Below are 3,322 nucleotides of genomic sequence, written 5' to 3' on the forward strand. Positions count from 1 at the left end.
CTGCGGATTATGCCGATGTTGCCGACGGCTCCCTTCTACGGTGCGGGTCCATTGGAATTGATGTCGGCATAATCAGAGCGCTCCGAGCCAGGCAAGGATGTCGTCCGGGGGACGATAGCGTCCCCGAGCGCTGTTCAGCGGCCGAGTCCGTTCGATGGCAGCTTCCTTCAACTTCAGGTCCGCGGTGATGTAGATCTGGGTGGTATCGACTTTTTCGTGGCCGAGCCATAAGGCGATGATGCTGGTGTCTACTCCAGCATGGAGAAGTCGCATCGCGGTCGTGTGTCGCAGGACGTGGGCCGAAACGTGCTTGTCGGCCAGGCTCGGACAAGTCCCAGTAGCGGTGCGGGTATGGATGGCGATGCGATGTTCGATCGCATCGCGGCTGAGGCGGTTGCCGACGCGGGTGGGAAAAAGCACCGTGATGCCCGTTGGGGATTGTTCCTTCTGCCAGTTCCGCAGTGTGCCCACCGTTTGCGCGGTGAGAGGGGTGATGCGGTCCTTGCGTCCCTTGCCCCGGCAGGACAGGTGCGGCCCGGCTCCCAGATGGACATCGCCTACGGTCAGCCCGATGAGTTCCGAGACACGAAGTCCGGTCTGCAGGGCAACGACCAGGAATGTGTGGTCGCGCCGCCCGGTCCAGGTTCCGCGATCCGGCGCTGCCAATAGCGCTTCGCACTCGTCGTCGTCGAGATAGTCGACGAGGTGGCGATCGACGCGTTGGGGCGGGATCGCCAACACCCGCGCGATGCTGGCGGCATGTTCGGGATGGTGCAGGGCGGCGTAACGGAACAGGCTGTGGATCGCACTCAGCCGGGCATTACGGGTCCGGGCACCGTTACCACGGTCCTTTTGCAAGTGGTCGAGGAACGCAGTGATCTCAGGCGCATCGAGCTGGTTCCACTGTAGCGACGAGGCCGTGACTTCATGGGTGGTAGCGATGAATCCAAGAAGCAGCCTCAGGGTGTCGCGGTAAGCGGCTATCGTGTGGGTGCTGGCGTCCTTTTGCCGGGTGAGGCGGTCCGTGAAGAACGACTGCAAGGTTGCGTTGATGGCGGTCATGACTGCTCCTCGTACGCGGCCAGGCGGTCGGCGGCCGTGGCCATGAGTTCAGGTGCGGCGGATAGGTACCAGTACGTTGCCGCGGGATCGATGTGTCCTAGATAGGTCGAGATCAAGGCCAGCTGTGCCTGGCCGTCAGCACCAGTGGTGTAGGCATCGAGCATCGAAGCAACTGCGAACGAGTGCCGGAGGTCGTGGATCCGTGGCCGGCATTTGCTCGATCGTGCCGACAGCCCCGCCTCGGCAGCCATCCGCTGGAAGGCATGGTGGACGTTGCAATACAAGAGGCGGGTTCCAGCCAGCGAGAGAAAAAACGCCGGGCAATCACTTGCCGACTGCCACTGACCGCGCTCGGTACGATACTTTTCCAACGCAGCGATGGCGCTCGGATGCAGCAGCACCTCACGGGACTTGCCGAACTTGGTGTCGCGGATCCGCAACAGCTGCCGACTCGTATCAACATCGGACACATCCAGCCGGATGGCCTCGCCGACCCGCATGCCCGTGGTCGCCAGTAGCCCAATCAAAGTGGCCATCGTTGCCTGTCGTTGGCGGCAGGACAGGATCGAGGCGGCATCCATCAACGCCAAGATCTCGGCGGCCGAATATAGATACGGCGTGGCCCGCGGCCGGCTGTAGGGCAGCAGGCCCATCGCCGGGACTTCAACCCCGGGGTCCGAATTGCTCAGGTAGCGGGCAAAGGAACGCACGACGGAAAGCCGGTAGTTGCGCCAACTTCCCTGGGCAGCCTGGGGCAGGTTTGCCCAGGACAAAGCGGTCGCCGTATTGATTCCGGCTGCGTCCGTGGCGAGAAGGTAGTCGATGAACTGGTTCAGCAGCTTCTCGGTACGCGCCAGCGCGTACCCGAGCGCACGACGGGTCCGCAGGTATTCCGCCAGTGCCAGCCGCAGGCGATCACCTGATCTGGCATTCATCACGATCCCCCCGGCCAGATGCGGGTAAGGCCTCTGAGGGCTTCACGGTCGACTTTGGCGTAGATCGCCGTTGTGAGTTGGCGTTGATGGCGAAGAACCAATCCGACGTCCGCCAATGACAATCCACCGCGCAACATCTGTGTTGCCGCCGTATGGCGCAATCTGTGAGCGTGGATCGTTCCCAGTCCTGCCCGCCGGGCCGCGCGGGCGACGGCAGAGCTGAGTCCAGAGGCACTCATCGGACCATGGGGTGCCTTATGTCCCAGGAACACCGCAGCGTGGTGGTCCCCGGGCGGACGGGCGTAGCGCAAATAGTCCACCAGCGACTCGCCCACGTCGACGGGAAGCGGCAAACGCGCCAGATGGTTTCCCTTGCCGCGCACCACGAATTCCCCCGCGGCCCAGTGCATATCGTCCAGCTCGAGAGCCGCGACTTCACCAGCGCGCAGGCCAATCCGACAGAGCAACAACATGACCGCGTGATCGCGGCGCCCGCCCGCGCTACTACGGTCGCAGCCCGCCAGCAATGCCGCGAGCACTTCGGGCTCCAGATCTTTGGGCAGAGCAGCCTGCGACCAGCCTGCCGCCGACGGCACCGCGTCCACCGACACAGACAAAGCAGTGCCCTCCAAATGCAGGAAACCCAGGAAGGAGCGCACCGCCGAAACACATAGCTGCGCTGAGGACACCGCCTCGCCGGCGCACCTCTTCGCGAGGAAACGTTCGACGTCGATAGACGTCAACCCATCGAATCCAAACCGGGAAACTTCCAGCCGGGCGAGAACCAATGGGCGTATCCGGCCGATGTAACAAGTGACCGTCGATGCGGCCAGACCCCGCACCTGCGCGAGATACCCGGCGAAGCGTTCCACCATGAGTTGCGGCGCAGTCGGTGCCGCCGTCGAGGTGACCACGATCCCACTGGTGGCCAATACCCGACACAAGGGTCGCGCTGACTTCAACGTCCGGTAGTTCACGAAACCAGCCGCCCGGCGAGTGGAGAAGAACTTCTCCAAGGCCTCGACTGTCAGATCCCCGACGCCATGATGCTCACAATCCATCCAATGGCTTAGATGGGCGACGAACGCCATGTGCTGGCTAGCCGACGAGGCTGTGTATCCAACCCGCTCCAATTCTTCGGCAAGCGCCGGTGCATAATCCTGTAACGGGCCTACGATCAACGATCTGAGAACCTTGATCATCCTGCTCTCCTCTCAACTGAATGAGAATCAAGCGTCTCCCCAAGGTCCGGATTATGCCGCCGTCACTTCCGCGAAACCCGCATGGAATATGGGCAATACCGGCGACGTCGGCATAATCCAGAC

At 62.7% G+C, this 3,322-nt stretch carries 3 protein-coding genes; all 3 read right to left on the reverse strand.

Features of this window, described 5'->3' with window-relative positions; all coding sequences use genetic code 11:
* Positions 1–72: 72 nt before the first annotated feature.
* Genes ACT3S2_RS15710 through ACT3S2_RS15720 form a run of 3 tightly spaced genes read right to left on the reverse strand, consistent with a single transcriptional unit; the run spans position 73 to position 3,199 of the window.
* Positions 73–1,062, reverse strand: a complete 990-nt coding sequence (locus ACT3S2_RS15710) for a tyrosine-type recombinase/integrase (protein WP_444561919.1) — start codon at positions 1,060–1,062, stop codon at positions 73–75.
* Positions 1,059–1,997 carry a tyrosine-type recombinase/integrase gene (locus ACT3S2_RS15715; protein ID WP_444561920.1) on the reverse strand — a complete coding sequence of 313 codons (939 nt, stop codon included), beginning with the start codon at positions 1,995–1,997 and terminating at the stop codon, positions 1,059–1,061. Before ACT3S2_RS15715 ends, ACT3S2_RS15710 begins: the two co-directional genes overlap by 4 nt.
* Complete coding sequence (locus tag ACT3S2_RS15720; protein WP_444561921.1) at positions 1,997–3,199, reverse strand: tyrosine-type recombinase/integrase; 1,203 nt, start codon at positions 3,197–3,199, stop codon at positions 1,997–1,999. The genes ACT3S2_RS15715 and ACT3S2_RS15720 overlap by 1 nt, the downstream gene beginning before the upstream one ends.
* Positions 3,200–3,322: the final 123 nt, after the last annotated feature.

The organism is Arthrobacter sp. AOP36-A1-22 (genome assembly GCF_052377615.1).
Taxonomy (GTDB): Bacteria; Actinomycetota; Actinomycetes; order Actinomycetales; family Micrococcaceae; genus Arthrobacter_H.